This is a genomic window from Streptomyces sp. MGP-P1, assembly GCF_057766565.1.
Genome location: NZ_JBYMEM010000007.1, coordinates 1,910,458 through 1,933,643, shown reverse-complemented (window position 1 = coordinate 1,933,643; position 23,186 = coordinate 1,910,458). Strand labels below are relative to the sequence as shown.

Sequence of the window (23,186 nt, the reverse complement as noted above, 5' to 3'; positions counted from 1 at the left end):
GGTGCGTGATGGGCGGTCGAGAGGGAAGAATGCTCGCCGTGATCGTGGACTGTGCCATTTACCGGGACGGGCGCCGCACCGAACGGCCCGACGACTTCTCCGATGCCCTGGACGAGGCGCGGGACGCGCAGGACGCGTTCCTGTGGATCGGGCTGCACGAGCCGACGGAGGAGGAGTTCGACCTCGTACGGGACGAGTTCGGGCTGCACCCGCTGGCCGTGGAGGACGCTCTGCGGGCGCATCAACGGCCCAAGCTGGAGGTGTACGACGACTCCCTGTTCGCCGTCCTCAAGCCGATCGTCTACGAGCCCGAGAGCGACAAGGTCAGCGCCGACGAGCTGATGGTCTTCATAGGGGACTCGTTCGTGGTGACGGTCCGGCACGGCGAGGGCGCCCCGTTGGCCGCCGTGCGCCGTCGGCTGGAGGCCGAGCCCGAGGTGCTGAAGCACGGCCCGACGGCGGTGCTGTACGCGGTCAGCGACGCCGTCGTGGACCACTACATGGACGTCTCCGGTGAGCTCCAGCTAGACCTGGAGGAGCTGGAGGCGGAGGTGTTCGCCCCGAGCGGCGGCGATTCGAAGAACACCGCGGCCCGGATCTACACCTTCAAGCGACAGGTGCTGGAGTTCCGGCGGGCGGCCGGGCCGCTGACCGCTCCGATGGCCCGGCTCTCGGGGGCGGGCGTGCCGTTCGTCCACGAGCACGCGCAGCCGTTCTTCCGGGACGTGGCCGACCATCTGACGCGCGCCAACGAACAGGTGGAGGGGTTGGACCGGCTGCTTTCGGACATTCTGTCGGCGCATCTGGCACAGATGGGCGTGCGGCAGAACGACGACATGCGCAAGATCTCCGCCTGGGCGGCCATGGCCGCCGTCCCGACGATGGTGGCGGGCGTCTACGGCATGAACTTCGACCACATGCCGGAGCTGCACTGGGTGTGGACCTACCCTGCGGTGGTCGCGGCGATGGGCTGCGCCGTGTTCGGTCTCTACCGGCTGTTCAAGCGGCGCGGCTGGCTCTGAGCGCCCGGCGCCCGCGAGTCGTGGTGCCGCGAGTCGTGTGCCTCAGGCGTACTCGCGTTCCGGTGCGGCGGGGCTGCCCAGCGCGTCGCGCCGACGCGGCATCTCCAGGCTCACCATGCGCCGCCAGCCGACGAGGCGCTCGTACGCGTACACCGCGTGGATGCCCGCGGCGAGAACGGCCGCCTTGGGCCGCGGCCAGCCGAGCACCCGGCCCATGGCTGCCATCACCGCGAGGCTGACGTCGCGGTAGACGCGGATCTCGGCCAGGGCGCACTCGCGCAGGGTCCGCTGGATGGTGCGGCCGTGCCCGGCGCGGGCGAGGCCGAGGAGTTCCTCGTGGCAGTAGGCGAGGTGGTTGTCCTCGTCGTGGGAGATCATCTTCACCGCGCGGCCGATGTCGGGGTGGTCGGCGAAATACCGGCGCAGCAGGCACATCTGCTCGGAGGCGCGCTGCTCGGTGACGCGGCTGTGGGCCAGATAGGTGACGATGTCGCGCTCGGTGAGCCGCTGTTCGCCGCGCAACCGTGAGTGCGCGAGCCCGATGCCCTGCTGTTCCAGGAGCATCGTGTAGTCGGTCTCCGGCGGGACCTCGACGGGCGGCAGTCCGCGCTTCTTCAGGAGCGCGTGGAAGATCCGGCCGTGCTTGTCCTCGTCGGCGCCGTGCCGGACGATTCTGGGGGCCAGGTCGCGGCAGCTCTCCGGGGCGAGCGCGGCGATGCGGGCGTTCTCCCAGCCGCCCTGGGCCTCACCGCTCGCGGCGATGGAACAGAAGAGCCGGTAGGACTCGTCGTTGTCCAGAATCTCCTGGAACAGAGTCTGTGCTGAGAGCATGACGGCCACCTCCCTACCCGTTGCCCGCGGAGTCGAGGTCCGCGGAGCAGTAGTGCGCAGGAAGAGTCAAATGCGCCGCGGGGCGGTCGGCAACCGGAGCGGCCGGCGGGCGGCGCCCGGCCCGGCGGCGTAACCCTGGGGCGTGCGGCGCGTTGTTCCGGGTGACGGCCGTGGCGGGGAGGACCCCCGAGCCCCCACCACGGCCGTAGTGCTGTCCCGGTCTACCGGTGTCGTCCGTCAGGCGAGCCCGGAACGCTCCAGGGCGTCCGTGCCGGCGCGCAGGGCGGTGAGCCGCTCCTGAAGAGTGAAGCCGGCCGGGGCGAGGTTGAGCGTGGTGACCCCGGCGGCGGCATAGGCCTGCATCCGCTCGGCGATCCGCTCGACGGGGCCGAGCAGCGCGGTCTGGTCGATCAGCTGGTGCGGCACGGCCGCGGCGGCCCCCGCCTTGTCCCCGCCGAGGTACTTGTCCTGGATCTCGGCGGCCTCCTTCTCGTACCCCATGCGCTGGGCGAGCTGGTTGTAGAAGTTCTGCTTCCGGCTGCCCATCCCGCCGACGTACAGCGCGGTGTACGGGCGGAACATGTCGGCGAGGCCGGTCACGTCGTCGCCGACGGCGAGCGGCAGCGTCGGGCTGACGTCGAAGCCCTCCATCGTCTTCCCGGCCTTCTCCCGGCCCGCGCGCAGCGGCTGGATCGCGGTCTCCTCCAGGTGCTCGGCGGAGGGGAAGATCAGCAGGGCGCCGTCGGCGATCTCGCCGGTCTGCTCCAGGTTCTTGGGGCCGATCGCGGCGATGTAGAGCGGGATGTGCTCGCGCTGGGGGTGCACGGTGAGCTTGATCGGCTTGCCCGGACCGTCGGGGAGCGGCAGCGTCCAGTGCGCCCCCTCGTACGACACGCGCTCGCGGGTCATCGCCTTGCGGACGATCTCCACGTACTCCCGGGTGCGGGCCAGCGGCTTGTCGAACTTCACGCCGTACCAGCCCTCGGAGACCTGTGGGCCCGAGACCCCGAGGCCGAGGCGGAAGCGGCCGCCGGAGAGCGAGTCGAGGGTGGCGGCGGTCATCGCCGTCATGGTGGGCTGGCGGGCCGGGATCTGCATGATCGCGGAGCCGACGTCGATCGACTCGGTCCGGGCCGCGACCCAGGTCAGCACGGTCGGGGCGTCGGAGCCGTACGCCTCGGCCGCCCAGCAGACGTCGTAGCCGAGCCGGTCGGCCTCCTGCGCGACGGCGAGGTTGTCGCCGTCCATGCCGGCGCCCCAGTAACCGAGATTGATGCCGAGCCGCATAGCCGCTCCCCTTACTGATCAGTAACGTCCCTTTCTCCGGACTCTAGCGCGGGTGACGGAGATCCGGCAGGCCCGGCGGACCTCCGGTTGTCCACAGGCCTGCCACCCGGTGGGGCCGTGGCCAGTAATCTCAGCGCCCATGGAGCAGAGGCATCTCGGCCGTACCGGCCTTCGCGTGTCCCGCATCGGGCTCGGCACCCTCACCTGGGGCCGGGACACGGACGAGCACGACGCCGCCGACCAGCTCAAGGCCTTCTGGGACGCGGGCGGCACCCTGGTGGACACCGCCGATGTGTACGGGGGCGGCGAGGCCGAATATCTGCTCGGGCAGCTCGTCGGGAGCCTGGTCCCCCGTCAGGATCTGGTCCTCGCCACGAAGGCGGGCAACGTCCCGGACCCCTACCGCCGCTTCAACGGTTCGCGCGGGCACCTCCTGGCCGCTCTGGACGCGTCCCTGGAGCGGCTCGGCACGGATTACGTGGACCTGTGGCAGGTCCACGCCTTCGACCCGGGGACCCCGTTGGAGGAGACCCTCCAGGCGGTGGACCTCGCCGTGTCCTCCGGCCGCGTGCGGTACGCGGGCGTGTCGAACTTCTGCGGCTGGCAGCTGGCGAAGGCCGCCACCTGGCAGCTCGCCGCGCCCGGGGTGCGCACCCGGCTGGCCAGTACGCAGATGGAGTACTCGCTGCTCCAGCGGGGCATCGAGCGCGAGGTGCTGCCCGCCGCGCTGGACCTCGGCATCGGGCTGCTGCCGTCCTCGCCCCTGGGGCGCGGTGTGCTCACCGGCAAGTACCGCCAGGGCACCCCGTCCGGCTCCCGGGGCGCGTCGACACGGCTCGCCCCGTTCGTCGAGCCGTATCTCGACGACGCATCGGCCCGCATCACCGACGCGGTGGCGACGGCGGCGGACGGACTGGCGACGAGTCCGCTCCAGGTGGCCCTCGCCTGGGTCCGGGACCGGCCCGGGGTGGCCGCGCCGATCGTCGGGGCGCGCAACGCCGGGCAGCTCGCGGAGGCTTTGTCAGTGGAGGCGCTTAGTCTTCCCTACGAGATCTGCCAGGCGCTCGACGATGTGTCGGCGCCCGTGCACCGCTATCCCGACCAGGACTGGAGCACGCTGTGACTGCGCTTCCCGGGGAGACCCCCGGCACCGTCGGCACGGACACACCACAGGACACCGTGTCCCCGCCGGAGCCCGGTGCCGAAGGCCCCGAGCACGCCGAAGCGCCCGATACCTCGGACGCGCCCGACGTGCCCGACGCGCCTGAAGGCACCGAGGCGTCGGGCGCTCCGGCCGACGTCGAGGACGACACGCAGGGGAACGCGGAGGGCGATGCGGAGGACGGGGAGGCCGAGGCGACCGCTGACGCCGGGCCCGCCGAAGCGGCTCCCGCCGCCGAGCTCTCGGAGGCGCAGGCCGAGCTGGCCGCCCAGCGCGAACTGCGGGAGCGGATCGAGAAGCGCAAGGCGGAGAAGGCCGCGCCCATCGCCGCCGGCACGCAACTGAGCGGCACGGCCGCCGAGCTGCTCGCGGCCGTCCGCGCCGTGGAGAGCGGCGAGAAGGCGGGCACCGCGTTCTTCGACCCGCCCGCCCCGGCCCCGGCCGCCCGGCGCACCGCACCGGCCGCCGCACAGCCGTCCCGGTCCCCCGCGCCCGCCGCCGCGCCGACGGCACGGACCGCGTCCCCCGAAGCGCTGGACACGGTGCGCGCGGTGCTCACGGAGGGCGGGGCCCCCGAGTCGCTGGCCCGCCCGGCCGTCGGCGCGCTGGGCGAGCAGGCGGCCGAGCTGCTGCGCACCGACCCCTGGCAGCTGCTGGCCGTGCCCGGTGTGCGGCCCGAGCAGGCCGACGGCTTCGCACGGGCCCTGCTGGGCGCCGACTGCGGCCCGGACGACGGCCGCAGGACGTCGGCCCTGGTCGGCTGGCTGCTGGAGCGCGCCGCGCTCCAGGGCCACACGGCACTGGACGCCGAGACCGTGCGGGCGGCGCTCGCCGAGCGCGCGGTCGGTGATCCCGAGGCGGCGGTGCGGGACGCCGTCGAGGAGGGTGTCGCCCTGCTCTTCCAGGAGGGCGAGGAACCGGCGCCGGACGACGACGCCGGGGCCGAGGCCGACGAAGCGGGCCTCGCGGAGGAGGCCGACGTCGCGCGGGAGCCGGTCCAGGTGCTGCTGGGCCTGGACCGCTACGCCCTGGCCGAGGAGAGCCTCGCCGACGGCCTGGCCCGGCTGGTCAACGCCTGCGAGAAGGCCGCCGACTGGACGGAGGCGGCCGCCGCGGCCCCCAGCCCGTCGGCCGCCGAGCTCATCCGTACGACCGCCGCGGCCGGACTGGTCGCGCACAGCGGCGGCGAGGCGGCCCGGGCCGAGCCCGCCGCCCTGATCGCGGCGGCGCGCGGCCTGGGGCTGCGGGCCCTGGGCGCCACCCACAGCGAGGACGGCCGTCGGCGGCTCGCGGCCGCCACCGGCGATCCGGACACGGCGGTCACGCTGGCCGGCCTGCTCTCCGGTGCGCAGGGCCCCGGCCGGGACGAGGACGGGGCGCTCGCCCTGGATCTGCTGGTCGTGCTGGACGCCCCGCAGCTGGACGTGGAGGGTGCGGCGGTCCTGGTCGAGGCGCTGGCCGACGGCGCCCGGCTGGTGCTGAGCGGCGACCCGGGTGTGCTGGGCTCGGCGGGCGCCGGGCGGGTGTTCGCCGATGTGCTGGCGTCCCACGCCTGCCCGCAGATCGTCTCCCGGACCCCGGATCCCGGGCCGATCGGCGAGCTGGTCTCCGGTATCGGCATCGGCGAGCTGAACCAGGTCGACGCTCCGGGCAAGGAGGTGGTGATCGTCCCGGTCCGCGACGCGGGCGAGGCCGTCCACCGCACCGTGCAGCTGGTCGCCGACTCGGTGCCCCGGGCGTTCTCCATCCCCGCCGAGGAGACCCAGGTGATCACCGTGGGCCACGGCGGGGCCGCCGGGACCAGGGCGCTGAACGAGGCGCTGAAGCAGCGGCTCAACCCGGGCCCCGGCCGGTTCGGCGGTTTCGACCCGGGCGACCGCGTGGTCCATGTGCCCGCGCCCGGCCGGGCGGTGCCCGGGGTGGTGCGCTCGGCCGACGCGGAGGGGCTGCGGCTGGACTGCGGCGGCGTCCCCGTCGTCGTACCGCAGGAGCGGGTGGAGTCGTCGGTGCGGCACGGCTGGGCCCTCAGCGCCCATCAGGCGGCCGGGATGCGCTGGCCCGCCGCGGTCGTGGTGCTGCCGGGCGACGCCGCGCAGGGGCTGAGCCGGCCCTGGGTGTACACCGCGTTCGGCCGGGGCGAGCGGCATCTGTCCGTGGTGCACGGGGTGGACCAGGCGCTCCCGCACGCGGTGGCGCAGGTGCCGGCTCAGGAGCGGACGACACGGCTGCGCGCGCTGCTGGAGGCGCTCCCGACGCCCGGCGCGTCGTCCTAGGCCTTGTCGCGGACAGCGGTGGGGCCCCGGCGCACGGTGCGCCGGGGCCCCACCGTCACGTCCGGTGCGGGAGGAGGGGGAAGGGTCAGAGGCCGCCCACCGAGGGCCCGGTGAACTCCTCGTCGGGCTCGTCCTCGTCGTCGAAGACCGCGCTGACGTCGAAGCGGCAGACCACCAGCTCGGGGTCGGCGTCCTCGAACGGGGCGCCGAGCCACTCTCCCGGCTCCGGCGGCGCTTCCCCGGCCGAGACCCAGAGGGTGGAGTCGCCCTCCTCCAGGCCGAATTCCTTGTGCCGGGAGGCGATCTCGTCCGGTTCGTACTCGCCGAAGAGCACGCCGAGCGCGGCGTGGACGCTGGTGCCGACCACCGGGGCCGTGTCCTGTCCGCCGCCCGGACCCGCGTCGAGGTCGGCGAGGCGCTGAGCCTGTGCGAGCAGCCGCGGGGGCTCCGCGACCAGGTAGTCGCGCCGGATCAGGACGCTGAGCGCGCTGGGCTCGGCGGGACCGGCGTAGGGAGGCAGGGAGTCGTCGGCACCGGGGATCTCGAAGGGGGTGACTTCGTCGTAGCGCTCGTAGAGGAGTTCGTCGTAGACCTCGGCGGCAGCGGCAAGGGCGTTGAACGCGTCGTAGACGGCGGGGTCGTCGTCCCCGGTGCGGCGTTCGACCGCGTCGAGGTGACGGTCGATCGCGGCTTTGACCGCCTCGGCGGCGGCACGTACCTCGGCAGCGGTGGGCTGCGCAGCATCAGACATAGTGCAGACGCTATCCGTACCGGGGCTCTGCCCGCACAATAGATGCGATGCCGGAATACGAATTCGTCGACGTGTACGTGCCGCGCGGGGTCTCCCGCAAGGAAGCGGCCCGACTCCTGACCGACCACGCCGAGTACGGACACTGGGAACTGGACCGCCTGACGCTCCGCAGGGACGGCAGCCGCAGGGTGCGGCTGCGCAGACGGATCATCCGTCAGCTACGGGCCACCTGGTGACAGGGAGCGGGCCCCGCGGTCGCGGGGCCCGCTCCCTCACCTGGGCTGTGCCGTGCTGCGCGCGCCCGGATCAGGCGGCGCTGCGCGAGCGGCGGTAGAGAACCGATCCCGCACCGGCGAGCAGCAGTCCGGCACTGGCCGGGATGAGCAGTTCCAGCCCGCCCCCACCGGTCTGCGCGAGCTGCTCCCCGGGGATGTTCCGGGCCTGGGGAGCGTTCGGCTCGGGCGGCTGGTTGGCCGGCGGGGTGACCGGCTTCTCCGGCGTGACCGGGGGCGTGACCGGGGGCTTCACCGGCGGCTCGGGCGGCGGGGGCGGAACCTCGGCGTCGTTGGAGCAGCTGTTGCCGAAGGTCGGATTCAGCAGCCCGATCACGGAGACGCTGTTGCCGCAGATGTTCACGGGGACGCTGATCGGAGCCTGGATCGTGTTACCGGAGAGAATGCCGGGCGAACCCTGGGCGGTCCCCTCGGCCGTGGCGCCGCTGCCCTGGGCCCGGTGACGGCCGGTGCCGGGCTCGGAGTGCCGGTCCGACGCGTCGGTGCGCCCGTCCGAGGCAGTGGTGTCGCCGGCCCGGGCGCCGTTTCCGGAGCCCCCCGGGACCGAGCGCTCCTGGGGAGCTGCCGAGCGGTCCCCGGAGCGGTCGGACTCTGCCGATCCGTTCTCGCAGTCGTTTCCGAACACCGGGTTGATGAGTCCGCCGACGGTGACGGAGTTGCCGCAGACGTTGACCGGGATGTCGATCGGGACGCTGACCGAGTTGCCGGACAGCACGCCCGGTGAACCGGAGGCGGTACCGGCCGCCCCCGAGTCGGCGTGGGCGTATCCGCCACTCAGCGCGAGCACTCCGCCCGCAGCCGCCATGGTGATCAGGCCTTTACGAGTGACCTGTCGCATAGGTTCGTTTCCTGCCTTCTGGCTTCCGAAAAACCCCCGGACATGACCGTGCGGGAGCCGAATGCCGAACGGTCCCGGAGTGCATGGAGTGCACTCCGGGACCGGTCGAGCTCAAACCCTTACGGGTCGACCTTCAACGTCAGGCGTTGACGCAGGTGTTGCCGAAGGCGGGGTTCAGCAGACCGATCACGGAGACGGTGTTGCCGCACACGTTGATCGGCACGTGGATCGGGACCTGGACGACGTTGCCGGAGAGCACGCCGGGGCTGCCGATGGCAGCACCCTGGGCGCCCGCGTCGGCGGAAGCCATGCCCGCACCCGCGAGAACGAGGCCACCCGTAGCAGCCGCAACTGCGACGACCTTCTTGATCATGATTCCTCCTAGTTGGAAAATGCGGTCCCAGCCGCGGACCGCAAACCTTGTAACGAGGAGAATGTGGCGGGGCTACGTGTGAACGGCTCGTTTCACTCGTTCGGACATGTCCGTACAGGTGGACGATTCAACGGTGAATCGGTCAGGGAGCGGTCAGGAGTGGTCGATGAACCGGTCGAGCACCCGCACGCCGAACTGCAGACCGTCGACCGGGACCCGCTCGTCGACACCGTGGAACATCCCGGCGAAGTCCAGCTCGGGCGGCAGCTTCAGCGGGGCGAATCCGAAGCCCCGGATGCCGAGGTCGTCGAAGGACTTGGCGTCGGTGCCGGCCGAGAGCATGTACGGCACGGCACGGGCGATGGGGTCCTCGGCGACCAGCGCGGTCTGCATGGCGTCGACCAGCGCGCCGTCGAACGTGGTCTCCAGGGCCTTGTCCGCGTGCACGTCCTCGCGCCGGACGTTGGGCCCGAGGATCCGGTCCAGGTCCGCGAGGAACTCCTCCTCGTACCCGGGGAGGTACCGGCCGTCGACGTGGGCGGTCGCCTGGCCCGGGATGACGTTGACCTTGTAGCCGGCGCCGAGCTGTGTGGGGTTGGCGGTGTTCTGGAGGGAGGCGCCGATGAGCTTGGCGATGCCGCCCAGCTTGGCGAGCGTCGCGTCCATGTTCTCCGGGTCCAGCTCGGTGCCCAGCGCGTCGGAGAGCTCGTCCAGGAAGTGCCGCAGCGTCTTGGTGACCCGCACCGGGAACTTGTGCCGGCCCAGCCGGCCGACCGCCTCGGACAGCTCGGTGATGGCGTTGTCCTTGTGGATCATCGAACCGTGTCCGGCGGTGCCGTCCACGGTCAGCTTCATCCAGTGCATGCCCTTCTGGGCCGTCTCCACCAGATACAGCCGGAGGTTCTCGTTGACGGTGAAGGAGAAGCCGCCGACCTCGCTGATCGCCTCCGTGACGCCCTCGAAGAGCCCGGGGTGGTTGTCGACGAGGTAGCGCGCGCCGTACGTCCCGCCGGCCTCCTCGTCCGCGAGGAAGGCGAGCACGATGTCGCGCGGGGGCTTGCGGCCGGTGCGCATGCGCTCGCGGACGACCGCGAGGGTCATCGCGTCCATGTCCTTCATGTCGACCGCGCCCCGGCCCCAGACGCAGCCGTCCGCGATCTCCCCGGAGAACGGGTCGTGCGTCCAGTCCGCCGCGTTGGCCGGGACGACGTCGGTGTGCCCGTGGATGAGGAGCGCCGGGCGGGAGGGGTCCTCGCCCTCGATCCGGGCGACCGTGGAGGCCCGCCCCTTGTGCGACTCGAAGATCTTCGGCTCCAGGCCGACCTCCGCGAGCTTCTCCGCGACGTACTCGGCCGCGAGCCGCTCACCGGGGCCGGAGTGGTCGCCGTAGTTGCTGGTGTCGATCCGGATCAGGTCACGACAGAGGTCGACGACCTCCCTCTCGGCGTTGCCGCCGGTGACGGCCCTGCCCGTGCTGCTCTCGCTCACGCTGGTTCCTTCCACTGTCGCTGTGGTGCTCCCCCTCATCCTCCCGCGCCCACGGCCCGCGCCCAAGGCCGCGCACCCCCCGTCACGCACCGTTCACAGCCATCGGGGCGTGATCGAGCACCCTCGAATGTTTGCTATGGTTTTCCACGTCGGAACGGGCACGGCCCGCGAGACAGACACCTTGTCCGGGTGGCGGAATGGCAGACGCGCTAGCTTGAGGTGCTAGTGCCCTTTATCGGGCGTGGGGGTTCAAGTCCCCCCTCGGACACCAGCAGGAGCCCCACTTCGGTGGGGCTCTTTTGCGTCACCGGGCGACCACGGAGAGGGGCGACGATGCGAGGGCGCAGGAAGCCGTCTCCCGCGCCGCTCGCCCAGCGGAACGGGATCGACGCGGTGCGGGTGCGGTTGCCGGAGGATCCCGAAGGGCTCTGGGGCTGCGTCGGGGACCATCTGGTCGGGCGGTTCGGCGGGGCGATCGGGGCGGCCCGGGTGGCGGAGATGCTGGGGGCCGGGCGGTTCGTGGGGGCCGACGGGGTCGCCGTGCGGGGCGACGAGCCGTATGTCGCGGGGCGGTGTCTCTGGTTCCACCGGGACTTCGCGCCGGAGGAGACGGTGCCCTTCCCTGTCGGCGTCGTGTACCGGGACGAGCGGCTCGTGGTCGCCGACAAGCCTCATTTCCTGGCGACCACGCCCCGGGGGCGGCACATCACCGAGACCGCGGTGGCCCGGCTGCGGCGGGAGCTGGAGCTGCCCGCGTTGCAGCCCGCGCACCGGCTGGACCGGCTGACCGCGGGGCTCGTTCTGTTCGTGGTGCGGCCCGGGGACCGGGGCGCGTACCAGACGCTGTTCCGGGACCGGCTGGTGCGCAAGGAGTACGAGGCGGTGGCCCCGTACGACCCGGGGCTCGTCCTCCCCCGGACCGTGAGGAGCCGGATCGTGAAGGAGCGCGGAGTGCTCGCCGCCCGCCAGGAGCCGGGGGAGGCGAACAGCGAGAGCCTGGTGGAGCTGGTGGAGCACCGGGGCGGGGTCGGGCGTTATCGGCTGCTGCCCGCTACCGGGCGCACGCATCAGCTGCGTGTCCATATGAACGCGCTGGGGCTGCCGATCGTCCACGATCCGCTGTATCCGGTGGTGGAGGAGGAAGGGGCCGCTGACGATTTCTCGCGGCCGTTGCAGTTGCTGGCCCGGGTGCTGGAGTTCACCGATCCGGTCGGCGGGGAGCCGCGCCGCTTCGAGAGCGGGCTCCGGCTCTCCGCCTGGCCGGAGGGGTGAGGCGCGCGGCGCTCAGTGGCCGCGCTTGATCCACTCGTCGAGCCCCGGGGCCTCCGCGCCGATGGAGGTGGGGTCTCCGTGGCCGGTGCGGACGGCGGTGTCGCCGGGCAGGGTGAGCAGCCGGTCCCGGATCGAGTCGATGATCGTCGGGAACGACGAGAAGGACCGGCCGGTGGCGCCGGGGCCGCCCTGGAAGAGGGTGTCGCCGGTGAAGACCGTTCCCAGCTCGGGGGCGTACAGGCAGACCGCGCCGGGGGCGTGGCCCGGGGTGTGCAGGACCGTGAGCGTGGTGCCCGCGACGGTCAGTTCCTGGCCGTCGGCGAGGGTGCCGTCGGGGGCGCGGTCCGGGTGGGTCTGCTGCCAGAGCGGCAGGTCGTCCGGGTGGAGCAGGATCGGGGCGCCGGTGGCGTCCGCGAGGGCGGGGGCGGCGTCGATGTGGTCGTTGTGCGCGTGGGTGCAGACGATGGCGCGCAGCGCCCGGCCGCCGAGCGCGGCCTCGATGGCGGCGGCGTCGTGGGCGGCGTCGATGACGATCGCCTCGGTGTCGTCGCCGACGATCCAGACGTTGTTGTCGACGTCCCACTCGCCGCCGTCGAGGGCGAAGGTGCCGGAGGTGACGAGGTGGTCGATGCGGGCGGTCATCAGAAGACCACCACCGAGCGGAGGACGTCGCCGTCGTGCATCCGGGCGAAGGCCTGCTCGACGTCGCCGATGCCGATGGTCTCGGTGACGAAGGCGGCGAGGTCGAGGCGGCCCTGCTGGTGGAGGTCGACGAGCATCGGGAAGTCGCGGGAGGGCAGGCAGTCGCCGTACCAGGAGGACTTGAGCGAGCCGCCGCGGCCGAAAACGTCCAGGAGCGGCAGTTCGAGCTTCATGTCCGGGGTGGGGACGCCGACGAGGACGACCGTTCCGGCGAGGTCGCGGGCGTAGAAGGCCTGCTGGTAGGTCTCCGGGCGGCCGACCGCCTCGATGACGACGTCGGCGCCGTTGCCGTCGGTGAGGGCGCGGATGGCCTCGACCGGGTCGGTGGAGCGGGAGTTGACGGTGTGGGTGGCGCCCATCTTCTTCGCCGTCTCCAGCTTGCGGTCGTCGATGTCGACCGCGATGATCTTCGCCGCGCCGGCCAGCCGGGATCCGGCGATCGCCGCGTCGCCGACGCCGCCGCAGCCGATGACGGCGACGGAGTCGCCCCGGCCGACCTGGCCGGTGTTGATGGCGGCGCCGATGCCCGCCATGACGCCGCAGCCGAGCAGTCCGGCGACGGCCGGGGAGACCTCGGGGTCGACCTTGGTGCACTGGCCGGAGGCGACGAGGGTCTTCTCGGCGAACGCGCCGATGCCCAGCGCGGGCGACAGCTCCGTGCCGTCGAGCAGCGTCATCTTCTGCTTGGCGTTGTGGGTGTCGAAGCAGTACCAGGGGCGTCCGCGCAGACAGGCTCGGCACTGGCCGCACACGGCACGCCAGTTGAGAACGACAAAGTCGCCGGGGGCGACGTCCGAGACGCCCTCGCCGACCGACTCCACGACGCCCGCGGCCTCGTGGCCGAGGAGGAAGGGGAACTCGTCGTTGATGCCGCCCTGCTTGTAGTGCAGGTCGGTGTGGCAGACGCCGCACGCCTGGATCTTCACGACCGCCTCGCCGGGGCCGGGGTCCGGGACCACGATCGTCTCGACCCTGACCGGCTCGTTCTTCCCCGGTGCGATGACTGCTTGCACCTGCTGTGCCATAGCCCTGCTCTCCCTGCTCCCGCGCTTCGCGAAGATCGATCGCGGACCACCGTACGCCTCGGGGGCCGGGTCCTGCGCCGCGTCGCGCGGAAGGTCCTACGGAGCGAGCACGTCCAGCTCGTGCAGGGCGCCGACCGCGATCTCCTTGGTGATCCGTTCGGCGGCCTCCGGGTCGCCCTCGCGGACCGCCTCGGCGAGGCGGACGTGGAGGGTGACGGCGGCCGGGTCGGGGTCCTCGAACATCACCTGGTGGTGGGTGCGGCCCGCGAGGACCTCGGCGACGACGTCCCCGAGCCGGGCGAACATCTCGTTGCCGGAGGCGTTGAGGACGATCCGGTGGAAGGCGATGTCGTGTTCGAGATAGCCCTCCAGCTGCTGGCCGCGCGAGGTGGCGACCATGCCGAGGGCGCGTTCGGTGAGCTCGGCGCACTGCGCGGCGGTGGCGTGGCGGGCGGCGAGGGACGCCGCGACCGGTTCGATCGCGGAGCGCAGCACGGTGAGGGAGCGCAGCTGGCGGGGGCGGTCGGCGCCGGCGAGGCGCCAGCGGATGACCTGGGGGTCGTAGACGTTCCAGGTCTCGGTGGGGCGGACCGTCACGCCGACGCGGCGGCGGGACTCGACCAGGTGCATCGACTCCAGGACCCGGACCACTTCGCGGACGACCGTACGGGAGACGTCGAAGCGCTGGGCGAGCTCGTCGGTGCGTAGGACGCTGCCGGGCGGGCACTGGCCGGAGGAGATCTCCAGACCCAGGGTGTCCAGCACATGCGTATGCAGCCCCTGGCTCTGTGTGGTCATGGGTCAAGCCTACGGGGCGACCCTCGGGAACAATAAGTACGACGTTTACGTCACAGACTCTTGAATAAGTCGTACCTAATAGGTTTCAGTAGCGCGACGGACCGATGTCGAAGAAGACAGCGAGACACCCATGAACACGGCACCCCCCATGAGCACCCCCCACGTCGTCGTGGTGATGGGCGTAGCAGGAACCGGCAAGACCACGATCGGTCCCCTGCTCGCCGCCGAACTCGGCGTTCCGTACGCCGAGGGCGACGACTTCCATCCTCCGGCGAACATCGCCAAGATGTCGGCCGGCACCCCCTTGGACGACGACGACCGGTGGCCCTGGCTGGACGCCATCGGCGCGTGGGCGCACGGGCGGGCCGGGCTCGGCGGGGTCGTCTCCAGCTCCGCGCTCAAGCGGGTCTACCGGGACCGGCTGCGGGACGGGGCGCCGGACGCCGTCTTCCTGCATCTGACCGGTGACCGGGCGCTGATCGAGGAGCGGATGGCGGACCGCAAGGGCCACTTCATGCCCACCGCGCTGCTCGACTCGCAGTTCGCGACGTTGCAGCCGCTCCAGGCCGACGAGGCCGGGGTGAGCGTCGACGTGTCCGGCACCCCCGAGGAAATCACCCGCCGAGCCGTCGCCGCGCTGCGCCGGCTCGATAGTTAAGGACCATCACCGTGACCAGTCTCAGCGTCGAGATGCTGGCAGCGGAAGCCGCCGAACCGATCACCTCGGCAGGCAACGCTCAGTTGGGCATCGCCGTCCTGGCGGGCATCGCCGTCATCGTTCTCCTCATCACCAAGCTCAAGATGCACGCGTTCCTGGCGCTGACCATCGGTTCGCTGGCGCTCGGCTCCTTCGCGGGAGCCGCTCCGGCCGACACGATCCTCAGCTTCACCGCGGGCCTCGGCTCCACCGTCGCGGGCGTGGGCGTCCTGATCGCGCTCGGCGCGATCCTCGGCAAACTGCTCGCCGACTCGGGCGGGGCCGACCAGGTCGTCGACACCATCCTCGCGAAGGCCAGCGGCCGGGTCATGCCGTGGGCGATGGTGCTGATCGCCTCGATCATCGGTCTGCCGCTGTTCTTCGAGGTCGGGATCGTGCTGATGATCCCGGTCGTCCTGCTCGTCGCCAAGCGCGGCAACTACTCCCTGATGCGGATCGGCATCCCCGCGCTGGCCGGACTCTCCGTGATGCACGGACTGATCCCGCCGCACCCCGGCCCGCTGGTCGCGATCGACGCCCTGGACGCCAACCTCGGCGTGACGCTGGCGCTCGGCGTGCTGGTCGCCATTCCGACGGTGATCATCGCCGGTCCGGTCTTCTCCCGCTACGCCGCGCGCTGGGTGGACATCAAGCCGCCGGAGAACATGATCCCGCAGCGCCCCTCCGAGGACCTGGACCGCCGTCCGAGCTTCGGCGCGACCCTGGCGACCATCCTGCTCCCGGTCGTCCTGATGCTGCTGAACGCGCTCGTCGAGATCGTGGTCGACAACCCCGACAACGGTCTCCAGAAGGTCACCGCGGTCATCGGTTCGCCGCTGATCGCCCTGCTCGCGGCCGTCCTCGTCGGGATGTTCACGCTCGGCCGGGCCGCCGGGTTCACCAAGGACCGGCTCGCCGGCACGGTGGAGAAGTCCCTCGCCCCGATCGCCGGAATCCTGCTCATCGTCGGGGCGGGCGGCGGCTTCAAGCAGACGCTGATCGACGCCGGGGTGGGTCAGATGATCCTGGAGTTCTCCGAGAACTGGTCGATCCCGGCCCTGCTGCTCGGCTGGCTGATCGCCGTCGCGATCCGCCTCGCCACCGGCTCGGCCACCGTCGCCACCATCTCGGCCGCCGGTCTGGTCGCCCCCCTGGCCGCCGACATGTCGACCTCGCACGCGGCCCTGCTGGTGCTGGCCGTCGGCGCCGGTTCGCTCTTCTTCAGCCATGTCAACGACGCCGGGTTCTGGCTGGTGAAGGAGTACTTCGGCATGGACGTCGGCCAGACCGTGAAGACCTGGTCGGTGATGGAGACGATCATCTCCGTGGTGGCCATGGCCTTCATCCTGCTGCTCTCGCTGTTGCTGTAGCCCTTCCCGTACGGCAAGGACGAGACGCCCGCCCCGGTACGGCACCGGGGCGGGCGTCTCGCGTGCGTACGGGAGTCGTCAGCGGCGGGCCGAATCGCTCTCGGCCGCCTTCTCCAGCTGGAAAGCCTCGTTGCCGAGGCCGATGCGGGCGTGCACCTCGGGCTTGACCGAGCGCAGCACCGCCCCGTACACGAGGCCTCCGACGAGCGCGAGGATGATCACGCCCGGCAGCAGCCGGCTGAGGGCCGAACCGGGGCCGGAGCCGACGAGGACGTCGAAGTCGCGGAGGGTGAAGACGGCGATCGTCAGGAGCGCGAGTCCGGCGAGGCCGGAGGCGACCAGGCGCGGGGCCTGCGCGCGGCCCGCGCCGCGCTTGACGAAGAAGGCGATGACGGCGAAGGAGGCGGCGGCCATGAGCAGGATGACGCCCAGCGCCCCGACGTTGCCCATCCAGGTGAACAGCCGCAGGACGGGGGCGGTGGGGTCGCCGACCGGCTTGTCGTCGGTGAACGCGAACGCCAGGATGATCACCACGGAGACGACGGTCTGGAGCAGCGAGCCGGTGCCGGGGGCGCCGCTCGCCCGGTTGGTGCGGCCGAAGCGGGCGGGCAGCAGCCCCTCGCGGCCCATGGCGAACGCGTAGCGGGCGACGACGTTGTGGAAGCTGAGGAGCGCGGCGAACATCCCGGTGACGAACAGGACGTGCAGCACGTCGGTGAAGGTGGAGCCGAGCCGCTCCTCGGTGAGGCCGAACAGCATGCCGGGGCCCTCCTTGAGGGAGGTGTCGACGATGGAGCCGGGTCCGGCGGCGACGGTGAGGGCCCAGGAGCTGATCGCCAGGAACAGCGCGGCGTAGCCCACCGCGAGGAACATCACCCGGGACACCACGATCTGCGGGCGGCTGGTCTCCTCCGCGTACACCGGGGCCTGCTCGAAGCCGACGAACGCGGCGATGCAGAAGCAGAGCGCGGTGCCGAGCCCGGCGCCGGTGAGGGTCTCGGGGTTGAAGGCGTGCAGCGACAGGCCCTCGGGGCCGGGCTTGCTCACGGCGGCGATGTCGAAGATCACGACGAGGGCGCACTCGATGACCAGCAGGACGCCGAGCACCTTGGCGTTGAGGTCGATCTTCAGCCAGCCGAGGGCGCCGACGACGGCCGCCGCGACCAGGGCCGGGATCCACCACGCCAGCTCGATGTCGAGATACGTGGCGAAGATGCCGGAGACCTCGAAGCCGAGGATTCCGTAGATGCCGACCTGCATCGCGCTGTACGCGACCAACGCCACCAGCGAGGCTCCGGCGCCGGCGGTCGGGCCGAGCCCGCGGGCGATGTACGCGTAGAACGCGCCGGCGTTGTGGACGTGCCGGCTCATCTCCGCGTAGCCGACGCTGAACAGCATCAGGACGACGCCCAGGATGAGGTAGAGCAGCGGCTGGCCGACGATGCCCATCACGCCGAAGACCGTGGGCATCACTCCCGCGACCACCATCAGGGGGGCGCTGGCCGCGATCACCGACAGCAGGAGTCCGGGGGTGCCGAGCCGGTTCGCCCGCAGGGCTCGTTCCTCGCCCTTGTAGGTGTTGATCCCGCCGGTGTCGGCCGTCGCCCTCGTGCTGCCGGTCTCGCTGGAAATCGAACTGCCCCTCGACATGGCGGGATGGGTCCCTTCTTCGTGGTGGGGTGGTGCCTTTCGTGGATCACGGGGTGCTTCGCGGGCCCTTCACGGGCGCTTCACGGGCGCTTCACCGGGTGCCGAGCGCGTAGGCGCGCGCGGCGACGAACGCGGCGTGGGGCTCCCGTCCGGAGTACGACCAGGGCGCGGCGGTGGCGTACGGGCCGATGCGGTGGAAGAGGGCGGCGGCCTCGGCGGGCCGGCCCTCGCAGACCTTGGCGTGGGCCAGGAAGTTCAGGTCGAGGCGGTGACGCGGGTGGTCCTCGCGCTCCCATTCCAGCCACCAGTCGAAGGCGGCCTTCATCACCTGGCGGGCCCGCCGTCCGGACCAGTGCCCGGAGAGCGCCGGGTCGCCGGGCTCGATGCCGGCGGCGACCAGGACGCGGTAGCGCTCGGCGTGGGCGATGACCGGGAGAACGGACAACGGGGAGTCGGCGGGGGCCAGTTCGGCGGCCCAGGCGGCGAAGTCGTACACCTCGTGGAGGGGGTCGTGGCCGCTGGCGGGGTTGCTCTCGGCCAGCAGAGCGGTCATCACGTGGTGGGCGTGATGGTGGTCGGGGTGGCGGGAGCGCACCTCCTCGAAGAGCCGGCCGGTCTCGTCCGCCCCGTCGTCGCGGCCCCGGTCCAGGAGGAGCAGCGCGAGCCAGGGGGTGGGGTCGTCGGGGAGGAGACGGGCGGCGGCCAGGCAGGCTTCCCGGGCACGGGCGGCGTCGTTCGCCTTGGCCTTGGGCCGCAGCGCGCGGGCGACCCGGGCGCAGCCGAGGAGGGTGGCGGCGTCGGCGCTCTCGGGTTCGACGAGCAGCCAGTCACCGGCCCAGTCCACGGCGGACGGGGTCTCGGCGAGGGCCAGCACGCGGTGTCCGCGGCGGTCCCAGTCCCGCCCGGTGCCCACGAGCAGGGTGCGGGCCTCGGACCATCTTCCCTGAACGAACCGGCCTCGTGCGGCGATGAGTTCATCGTCGTCGAGGGCCAGGTCGAAGACGTGGTCCGAGCGGCTGCCCCGACGGCGGGAGCGGCCCAGGGGCGGCGGAGGCGGGGGCATGCCGCAGGCTTCTTTCGATGCGGTGTGCGAGCGGATGATCGCGCACAGCAAAGCGGTAGGCAATGCTCCCCGTCAAGGGGCGCTTGATGTCAACTCTGTGCACTTTTCCGCTACTTGGCTGGATTGCGCCCCATCGGGCGGGGTGTTCGCGCAGCGTGCGGCCGGGTCGGTGGGCGCGGAGTGGCGCCTGACACACTGAGGACATGGAACCCCGCGAACCCCTCAGCCCTTTCCTTCTCGCCTTTCCGGGGCCGTTGCGCGACCGGCTGGTGGCGGCGGTCCTCTCCGGCGAGAAGGTGTCCACCTCCGGGCTGTTGGCCGAGTACGAACGGGAGCAGGAGGAGCTTCCCCCGTGGGCGAACGCTCCGCGCTGATCGACTCGGAAGGGCGGGAGGTGGCGGTGCTGGAGCTGATCGACGTACGGGTACTGCCCCTGGGGGAGGTGGATCTCCAGCATGCGCTCGACGAGGGCGAGGGATACCGGTCGGTGGCCGAATGGCGGGCGGGGCACGAGCGGTTCTGGCACAGCGAGGAGATGCGGGAGGCGTTGGGGGATCCGGGGTTCACGGTGGACGACGGGACGCTGATCGTCGCGGAGCGGTTTCGGGTGGTCGAGCGGTTGGGGTGAGGGCGGGGTCCGGTTCGTCCGCGGGGTGGGGGCGGGGCCTTCGGCCGGGTGGCCGCCGGGGCGCTGCCCCGGGCCCCGCTCCTCAATCGCCGGAGGGGCTTGAAGTGCCGGCCCGGTCCGATGGCCGGGGGGCTCGCAACGCGGCCCGGAGGGCTTGAGGTTCGGGGCCAGGTCCTCAGCGATCGGGGGAGGCTCGCACAGCGGCCCCGGTCGGGGCGTTACGCAGTCGCTTGCGCCGCTGCCCGGCCCGCCGCCCTGCCGGAGAAGATGCAGCCGCCCAGGAACGTGCCCTCCAGGGAGCGGTAGCCGTGGACTCCGCCGCCGCCGAAGCCCGCCGCCTCGCCCGCCGCGTACAGGCCGGGGAGCGGGGCGCCCTCGGGGTCGAGGACGCGGGAGGACAGGTCGGTCTCCAGGCCGCCCAGGGACTTGCGGGTGAGGATGTTGAGCCGGACCGCGATCAGCGGGCCCGCCGCCGGGTCCAGGACGCGGTGCGGTTTCGCGGTGCGGATGAGGCGGTCGCCGAGGTAGGCGCGGGCCCCGTGGACCGCGGTGACCTGGAGGTCCTTGGTGAAGGGGTTGGCGATCTCCCGGTCACGGGCGGTGATCTCGCGGCGCAGGCTCGCCTCGTCGATGAGGTCGTCGCCGGTGACCGCGTTCATGCCCCGGACCAGCGCGCCGAGTTCCTTCTCCACGACGAAGTCCGCTCCGTGGTCCATGAACGCCTTGACCGGTGCGGGCACGTCCGCGCGGGCCCTGCCGATCACGTCGCGGACCGACTTGCCGGTCAGGTCCGGGTTCTGCTCGGAGCCGGAGAGCGCGAACTCCTTGCCGATGATGCGTTGGTTGAGCACGAACCAGGTGTAGCCGTGGCCGGAGCCCATGATGTGTTCGAGGGTGCCGAGCGTGTCGAAGCCGGGGAAGAGCGGGACCGGCAGGCGCTTGCCGCGCGCGTCCAGCCAGAGCGACGAGGGCCCGGGCAGGATCCGGATGCCGTGCCGGGCCCAGATCGGGTTCCAGTTCTCGATGCCCTCGGTGTAGTGCCACATCCGGTCGCGGTTGATGTGGTGCGCGCCCGCCTTCTCGGCGATGCCGAGCATCAGTCCGTCGACGTGCGCGGGCACCCCGGACAGCATCTTCTCGGGCGGAGTGCCCAGACGCTCGGGCCACTGGGCGCGGACCAGGTCGTGGTTGCCGCCGATGCCGCCGGAGGTGACGATCACCGCCTGTGCCTTCAGCTCGAAGGGGGCCGTGGCCTCCCGGCTGCTCGCGGTGCCGCGCTCGGCGGCGCTGGGTTCCAGGATCTCGCCGGTGACCGTGTCGAGCGCCCCGGCAGTGCGGGCGAGGCCGGTGACGCGGTGGCGGAACCTCAGCTGAACGAGCCCCTTGGCGACGCCCTCGCGGACCCGCCGTTCGAAGGGCGCGACGACGCCGGGGCCGGTGCCCCAGGTGATGTGGAAGCGGGGTACGGAGTTGCCGTGGCCCATCGCGTCGTAGCCGCCGCGTTCCGCCCAGCCGACGACCGGGAAGATGCGCAGCCCCTGCTGGTGCAGCCAGGAGCGCTTCTCGCCGGCGGCGAAGTCGACGTACGCCTCGGCCCACTTACGCGGCCAGCGGTCCTCGGTCTCCCGATCGAAGCCCGCCGTGCCGTACCAGTCCTGGAGGGCCAGCTCCCGGCTGTCCTTGATCCGCAGCCGACGCTGTTCGGGCGAGTCCACGAGGAAGAGACCGCCGAAGGACCAGTGCGCCTGGCCGCCGATGGACTGCTCGGGCTCCTGGTCGAGGAGGATCACGGAACGGCCGGCGTCGACCAGTTCGGCGGTGGCCACGAGCCCGGCGAGTCCTGCCCCGATCACGATCACATCAGCGTCGTACGCCATGAGTTCCGTCCTGTCGGGGTGGCTCGGGGCGGGCGGGGAAGGTCGGCCCACCGGACCGGCGGAACGTTCAAGTTACCCGTGCGTCAGATCTTGGGTACCCGCCGGGGCCACGTCAACCGTCCGGGTGCTGTTGGATGAAACGTATGACGCCCTCTGACGAGATCCTGGACATCGTCGACGAGAGAGACGAGGTCATCGGGCAGGCCCCGCGCGGCGAGGCGACCGCGCGGGGGCTGCGGCACCGCTGTGTGTTCATCGAGGCGCGCGACGCCGAGGGGCGGGTCTTCGTCCATCGGCGTACGCCCACGAAGCTGGTCTTCCCCTCGCACTACGACATGTTCGTCGGCGGGGTGGTGGGGGCGGGCGAGTCGTACGACGAGGCGGCGCTGCGCGAGGCGGAGGAGGAGCTGGGGGTCTCGGGGCTGCCGCGGCCCGAGCCGCTGTTCCGGTTCCTCTACGCCGACGCGGCGCACACCTGGTGGTCCGCCGTCTACCGGGTGCGGTGCGAGCCGCCGGTCTCCCCGCAGGTGGAGGAGGTCGCCTGGCACACGTTCCTGGACGACGCGGAGCTGGAGCGGCGGCTCGACGAGTGGCCCTGGGTGCCCGACGGGGTGGAGGCGTACCGGCGGCTGCGGGAGTTCCGGGCGGCTCGACCGGACTCGGCCGCCTCGAACGGGTCCGCGCGGGACTGACCGGGGCTGACCGGGGTTGAGCGGGCCCGGTCGGTGAGTAGCCTCCCGTACTCGTGGAACGTGTGCGTGGCGGGCGTCCGGGAGTCTGTCCGCGACAGTGCTTTGCGGCAGCCCGCGTCGAGTAGCCGGACGATCATGCAGGGCGGCCGGCCCCGGCCACGGAGGCGAGGTACGCGCCGGCTCTCGGTCCCGGCGCCGGCTCTCGGTCCCGGCGCGGGCTTTCAGTCCCGGCGCGGGCTCTCAGTCCCGGCGCGGGCTCTCAGTCCCGGGCCTCGTCTTGTTCGCTCTGCGCGGTGTCGTCCTCGAAGAGGATCGCGTGGACGCGTTGCAGCACATCGAGGTGGGCGCGGTTGTAGTACTCGACCAGCGCGTGCACGACGACCGACTCGGCGACCGCCGGCTCCCGGCGCGAGGAGTACGCCAGGTCGGCCAGGCCGGGATGGTCCCTGTGCTGTTGGCGGACACCGGGCGCCATTCGTTCCGCCAGCCGCTGCCGCACTTCTTCGGGGGTGTCCTCGTCGAGTGCCGCGAATTCCCCTTCGAGATCCCGGCGAGGTCCCGCGAGCTGTTCCTGGAGGGCGGCCATCGCCACGGGGGTGAGGATGCTGGAGTAGGCCATCAGCAGCGACCGCTGGGTCTCGGGCAGATCGTCGGCGAGTGTCCTGAACTGCTGGGGCATGTCGAGCGCGGCCCGGTTCTCCATGACGGCCGCCAGTTCCCGCCGCATCCGCTGCCGGCGTTCGATGTCCGCAGCGAGTTCGGCGTCCAGGTCACGGAGGATCTGCCGTGCCTTCTCGTCGCCGCTCTCGACCGACGGGACATCCGCGAGGGCCACGCCGAGGTCGGTCAGTCTGCGGATGCGCAGCAGGCGGACCAGATGGCTGACGCCGTACCGCTTGTAGCCGTTGGACGCCCGTTCCGGCTCGTCCAACAGGCCGATCTCGTGGTAGTGCCGCACGGCCTTGGTCGTCGTGCCCGCGAGTTCCGCCAGCTGACGCGTACTCCAGCCCACCGGGAGCCCCTTCTCCAGCGTCTTCCCCCCCCCCGCAGCCATTCAAGACCGTGCCCTGGGGGCACAGTCAACCACCGGCCGG

At 72.0% G+C, this 23,186-nt stretch carries 21 protein-coding genes, 1 tRNA gene and 1 pseudogene; 10 read left to right on the top strand and 13 right to left on the bottom strand.

The genetic code is table 11. The features are described 5' to 3' along the window. The first annotated feature begins 29 nt into the window (after positions 1 to 29). Positions 30 to 1,022 carry a magnesium/cobalt transporter CorA gene (gene corA, locus AC3CH1_RS30185; RefSeq protein ID WP_488465781.1) on the top strand — a complete coding sequence of 331 codons (993 nt, stop codon included), beginning with the start codon at positions 30 to 32 and terminating at the stop codon, positions 1,020 to 1,022. A gap of 42 nt (positions 1,023 to 1,064) precedes the next feature. Here the strand turns inward: corA and AC3CH1_RS30180 are convergent, their stop codons facing one another. Then, positions 1,065 to 1,853 carry a ferritin-like domain-containing protein gene (locus AC3CH1_RS30180; protein ID WP_488465780.1) on the bottom strand — a complete coding sequence of 263 codons (789 nt, stop codon included), beginning with the start codon at positions 1,851 to 1,853 and terminating at the stop codon, positions 1,065 to 1,067. A gap of 237 nt (positions 1,854 to 2,090) precedes the next feature. Then, positions 2,091 to 3,140 (bottom strand): LLM class F420-dependent oxidoreductase, encoded by a 1,050-nt coding sequence (locus tag AC3CH1_RS30175; protein ID WP_488465779.1) that lies wholly within the window; start codon positions 3,138 to 3,140, stop codon positions 2,091 to 2,093. Positions 3,141 to 3,279: 139 nt separating this feature from the next. Between AC3CH1_RS30175 and AC3CH1_RS30170 the strand changes: the two genes are divergently transcribed. After that, positions 3,280 to 4,263 (top strand): aldo/keto reductase, encoded by a 984-nt coding sequence (locus AC3CH1_RS30170; RefSeq protein ID WP_488465778.1) that lies wholly within the window; start codon positions 3,280 to 3,282, stop codon positions 4,261 to 4,263. Next, on the top strand, positions 4,260 to 6,575 hold the full coding sequence (locus AC3CH1_RS30165) for a helix-hairpin-helix domain-containing protein (protein WP_488465777.1): 2,316 nt from the start codon (positions 4,260 to 4,262) through the stop codon (positions 6,573 to 6,575). Before AC3CH1_RS30170 ends, AC3CH1_RS30165 begins: the two co-directional genes overlap by 4 nt. An 85-nt stretch (positions 6,576 to 6,660) precedes the next feature. On the opposite strand, the gene AC3CH1_RS30160 is transcribed toward AC3CH1_RS30165, so the two are convergent. Continuing rightward, positions 6,661 to 7,326: a hypothetical protein gene (locus AC3CH1_RS30160; protein ID WP_488465776.1), complete on the bottom strand. Its 666-nt coding sequence runs from the start codon at positions 7,324 to 7,326 to the stop codon at positions 6,661 to 6,663. Between the two features lie 47 nt (positions 7,327 to 7,373). On the opposite strand from AC3CH1_RS30160, the gene AC3CH1_RS30155 reads away from it, so the two are divergent. Continuing rightward, positions 7,374 to 7,562 (top strand): DUF5703 family protein, encoded by a 189-nt coding sequence (locus tag AC3CH1_RS30155; RefSeq protein ID WP_003970138.1) that lies wholly within the window; start codon positions 7,374 to 7,376, stop codon positions 7,560 to 7,562. Positions 7,563 to 7,632: 70 nt separating this feature from the next. Here the strand turns inward: AC3CH1_RS30155 and AC3CH1_RS30150 are convergent, their stop codons facing one another. The 3 genes from AC3CH1_RS30150 to AC3CH1_RS30140 all read right to left on the bottom strand — a co-directional run bounded on the left by AC3CH1_RS30150 (position 7,633) and on the right by AC3CH1_RS30140 (position 10,318). Beyond that, positions 7,633 to 8,457, bottom strand: coding sequence for a chaplin (locus AC3CH1_RS30150; protein ID WP_488465775.1), 825 nt, complete (start codon positions 8,455 to 8,457; stop codon positions 7,633 to 7,635). A gap of 139 nt (positions 8,458 to 8,596) precedes the next feature. Further along, positions 8,597 to 8,830 (bottom strand): chaplin ChpH, encoded by a 234-nt coding sequence (gene chpH / locus AC3CH1_RS30145; protein WP_361868997.1) that lies wholly within the window; start codon positions 8,828 to 8,830, stop codon positions 8,597 to 8,599. A gap of 153 nt (positions 8,831 to 8,983) precedes the next feature. Beyond that, positions 8,984 to 10,318, bottom strand: a complete 1,335-nt coding sequence (locus AC3CH1_RS30140) for a M20/M25/M40 family metallo-hydrolase (RefSeq protein WP_488465774.1) — start codon at positions 10,316 to 10,318, stop codon at positions 8,984 to 8,986. Between the two features lie 183 nt (positions 10,319 to 10,501). Between AC3CH1_RS30140 and AC3CH1_RS30135 the strand changes: the two genes are divergently transcribed. Together AC3CH1_RS30135 and AC3CH1_RS30130 are read left to right on the top strand one after the other, a co-directional pair. After that, positions 10,502 to 10,589: transfer RNA gene (locus tag AC3CH1_RS30135), tRNA-Leu, on the top strand. Between the two features lie 62 nt (positions 10,590 to 10,651). Then, positions 10,652 to 11,590: an RluA family pseudouridine synthase gene (locus AC3CH1_RS30130; protein WP_488465773.1), complete on the top strand. Its 939-nt coding sequence runs from the start codon at positions 10,652 to 10,654 to the stop codon at positions 11,588 to 11,590. Between the two features lie 12 nt (positions 11,591 to 11,602). Here AC3CH1_RS30130 and AC3CH1_RS30125 read toward each other — a convergent pair whose 3' ends face one another. From AC3CH1_RS30125 to AC3CH1_RS30115, 3 genes are all read right to left on the bottom strand, one after another. Beyond that, a complete protein-coding gene (locus AC3CH1_RS30125; RefSeq protein ID WP_488465772.1) occupies positions 11,603 to 12,232 on the bottom strand; it encodes an MBL fold metallo-hydrolase in 630 nt (209 codons plus the stop codon). Further along, positions 12,232 to 13,317, bottom strand: a complete 1,086-nt coding sequence (locus AC3CH1_RS30120; protein ID WP_488465771.1) for an S-(hydroxymethyl)mycothiol dehydrogenase — start codon at positions 13,315 to 13,317, stop codon at positions 12,232 to 12,234. The genes AC3CH1_RS30125 and AC3CH1_RS30120 overlap by 1 nt, the downstream gene beginning before the upstream one ends. A gap of 96 nt (positions 13,318 to 13,413) precedes the next feature. Further along, positions 13,414 to 14,115 (bottom strand): FadR/GntR family transcriptional regulator, encoded by a 702-nt coding sequence (locus AC3CH1_RS30115; RefSeq protein ID WP_228924992.1) that lies wholly within the window; start codon positions 14,113 to 14,115, stop codon positions 13,414 to 13,416. A 148-nt stretch (positions 14,116 to 14,263) separates the two neighbouring features. On the opposite strand from AC3CH1_RS30115, the gene AC3CH1_RS30110 reads away from it, so the two are divergent. Both AC3CH1_RS30110 and AC3CH1_RS30105 read left to right on the top strand, forming a co-directional pair. Next, the gene (locus AC3CH1_RS30110; protein ID WP_488465770.1) at positions 14,264 to 14,773 is read left to right on the top strand and encodes a gluconokinase; all 510 of its coding nucleotides are present in this window, start codon (positions 14,264 to 14,266) and stop codon (positions 14,771 to 14,773) included. An 11-nt stretch (positions 14,774 to 14,784) separates the two neighbouring features. Then, complete coding sequence (locus AC3CH1_RS30105) at positions 14,785 to 16,182, top strand: GntP family permease (RefSeq protein WP_488465769.1); 1,398 nt, start codon at positions 14,785 to 14,787, stop codon at positions 16,180 to 16,182. A gap of 78 nt (positions 16,183 to 16,260) precedes the next feature. Here AC3CH1_RS30105 and AC3CH1_RS30100 read toward each other — a convergent pair whose 3' ends face one another. After that, on the bottom strand, positions 16,261 to 17,832 hold the full coding sequence (locus tag AC3CH1_RS30100) for an APC family permease (RefSeq protein ID WP_488465768.1): 1,572 nt from the start codon (positions 17,830 to 17,832) through the stop codon (positions 16,261 to 16,263). A 91-nt stretch (positions 17,833 to 17,923) separates the two neighbouring features. Continuing rightward, on the bottom strand, positions 17,924 to 18,895 hold the full coding sequence (locus AC3CH1_RS30095; protein ID WP_488465767.1) for a hypothetical protein: 972 nt from the start codon (positions 18,893 to 18,895) through the stop codon (positions 17,924 to 17,926). A 203-nt stretch (positions 18,896 to 19,098) separates the two neighbouring features. On the opposite strand from AC3CH1_RS30095, the pseudogene AC3CH1_RS30090 reads away from it, so the two are divergent. Continuing rightward, positions 19,099 to 19,523, top strand: a pseudogene (locus AC3CH1_RS30090) (ASCH domain-containing protein). Between the two features lie 218 nt (positions 19,524 to 19,741). On the opposite strand, the gene AC3CH1_RS30085 reads toward AC3CH1_RS30090, so the two are convergent. After that, positions 19,742 to 21,400 (bottom strand): FAD-binding dehydrogenase, encoded by a 1,659-nt coding sequence (locus tag AC3CH1_RS30085; RefSeq protein ID WP_488465766.1) that lies wholly within the window; start codon positions 21,398 to 21,400, stop codon positions 19,742 to 19,744. 143 nt (positions 21,401 to 21,543) lie between these two features. Between AC3CH1_RS30085 and AC3CH1_RS30080 the strand changes: the two genes are divergently transcribed. Next, complete coding sequence (locus AC3CH1_RS30080; protein WP_488465765.1) at positions 21,544 to 22,092, top strand: NUDIX domain-containing protein; 549 nt, start codon at positions 21,544 to 21,546, stop codon at positions 22,090 to 22,092. A gap of 259 nt (positions 22,093 to 22,351) precedes the next feature. Here AC3CH1_RS30080 and AC3CH1_RS30075 read toward each other — a convergent pair whose 3' ends face one another. Next, positions 22,352 to 23,104, bottom strand: coding sequence for a helix-turn-helix domain-containing protein (locus AC3CH1_RS30075; protein WP_488465764.1), 753 nt, complete (start codon positions 23,102 to 23,104; stop codon positions 22,352 to 22,354). Positions 23,105 to 23,186: the final 82 nt, after the last annotated feature.

What these genes read in the sequence shown, in the direction of transcription:
- corA (WP_488465781.1), top strand. Translation starts at nt 30, where the DNA reads ATGCTCGCCGTGATCGTGGACTGTGCCATTTACCGGGACGGGCGCCGC.
- AC3CH1_RS30180 (WP_488465780.1), bottom strand. Translation starts at nt 1,853, where the DNA reads ATGCTCTCAGCACAGACTCTGTTCCAGGAGATTCTGGACAACGACGAG.
- AC3CH1_RS30175 (WP_488465779.1), bottom strand. Translation starts at nt 3,140, where the DNA reads ATGCGGCTCGGCATCAATCTCGGTTACTGGGGCGCCGGCATGGACGGC.
- AC3CH1_RS30170 (WP_488465778.1), top strand. Translation starts at nt 3,280, where the DNA reads ATGGAGCAGAGGCATCTCGGCCGTACCGGCCTTCGCGTGTCCCGCATC.
- AC3CH1_RS30160 (WP_488465776.1), bottom strand. Translation starts at nt 7,326, where the DNA reads ATGTCTGATGCTGCGCAGCCCACCGCTGCCGAGGTACGTGCCGCCGCC.
- AC3CH1_RS30155 (WP_003970138.1), top strand. Translation starts at nt 7,374, where the DNA reads ATGCCGGAATACGAATTCGTCGACGTGTACGTGCCGCGCGGGGTCTCC.
- AC3CH1_RS30150 (WP_488465775.1), bottom strand. Translation starts at nt 8,457, where the DNA reads ATGCGACAGGTCACTCGTAAAGGCCTGATCACCATGGCGGCTGCGGGC.
- chpH (WP_361868997.1), bottom strand. Translation starts at nt 8,830, where the DNA reads ATGATCAAGAAGGTCGTCGCAGTTGCGGCTGCTACGGGTGGCCTCGTT.
- AC3CH1_RS30130 (WP_488465773.1), top strand. Translation starts at nt 10,652, where the DNA reads ATGCGAGGGCGCAGGAAGCCGTCTCCCGCGCCGCTCGCCCAGCGGAAC.
- AC3CH1_RS30125 (WP_488465772.1), bottom strand. Translation starts at nt 12,232, where the DNA reads ATGACCGCCCGCATCGACCACCTCGTCACCTCCGGCACCTTCGCCCTC.
- AC3CH1_RS30120 (WP_488465771.1), bottom strand. Translation starts at nt 13,317, where the DNA reads ATGGCACAGCAGGTGCAAGCAGTCATCGCACCGGGGAAGAACGAGCCG.
- AC3CH1_RS30115 (WP_228924992.1), bottom strand. Translation starts at nt 14,115, where the DNA reads ATGACCACACAGAGCCAGGGGCTGCATACGCATGTGCTGGACACCCTG.
- AC3CH1_RS30110 (WP_488465770.1), top strand. Translation starts at nt 14,264, where the DNA reads ATGAGCACCCCCCACGTCGTCGTGGTGATGGGCGTAGCAGGAACCGGC.
- AC3CH1_RS30100 (WP_488465768.1), bottom strand. Translation starts at nt 17,832, where the DNA reads ATGTCGAGGGGCAGTTCGATTTCCAGCGAGACCGGCAGCACGAGGGCG.
- AC3CH1_RS30095 (WP_488465767.1), bottom strand. Translation starts at nt 18,895, where the DNA reads ATGCCCCCGCCTCCGCCGCCCCTGGGCCGCTCCCGCCGTCGGGGCAGC.
- AC3CH1_RS30085 (WP_488465766.1), bottom strand. Translation starts at nt 21,400, where the DNA reads ATGGCGTACGACGCTGATGTGATCGTGATCGGGGCAGGACTCGCCGGG.
- AC3CH1_RS30080 (WP_488465765.1), top strand. Translation starts at nt 21,544, where the DNA reads ATGACGCCCTCTGACGAGATCCTGGACATCGTCGACGAGAGAGACGAG.